General features: G+C 43.2%; 1 protein-coding gene. It reads left to right on the top strand.

The features are described 5' to 3' along the window. On the top strand, positions 1-479 hold a 479-nt coding region (locus tag R8N47_RS26835), incomplete at its 5' end, for a TfoX/Sxy family DNA transformation protein (RefSeq protein ID WP_318186315.1). Positions 480-588 lie beyond the last annotated feature (109 nt).

Raw genomic sequence — 588 nt, 5'->3', positions numbered from 1 at the left:
CACTAGTGGTAAACAACCAGCTTCATATACGAGCAGACCAACAAACTTCATCTGACTTCGAGACACAGGGTCTAAAGCCTTACGTTTATAAAAAACGTGGCTTCCCAGTCGTTACTAAGTACTACGCTATTTCCAGCGAACTATGGGAATCTAGCGATCGCTTAATTGAAGTAGCGAAAAAATCCTTAGAAAACGCCAAACTTGAGAAAGAACAACAAGCGAGCACTAAGCCTAATCGCTTGAAAGATCTGCCGAATCTGAGATTGGCTACAGAAAGAATGCTTAAGAAAGCGGGTATTGATTCTGTTGCTCAACTTGAAGAAGAAGGCGCACTAAGTGCTTATAAAGCGATCAGAGACACGCACTCCACCACAGTTAGCCTTGAGCTACTTTGGGCCTTAGAAGGTGCTATTAACGGCACACACTGGAGTGTAGTTCCCCAGTCTCGTCGTGAAGAATTAATGAATGGCCTTTCGTAACAGAAGTCTGCTCTAATCTATCGACTAAAACCGCAGTGCGAACTGCGGTTTTTTTATGAAATTTTTTTAGCTCCCCTCGTGTCTACTCCTTTGTAAATCCCAAAACACC

The organism is Vibrio sp. 2132-1 (genome assembly GCF_033344315.1).
The sequence above is the reverse complement of the archived record's forward strand: the minus strand, read 5'-3'. Positions and strand labels throughout refer to the sequence as shown.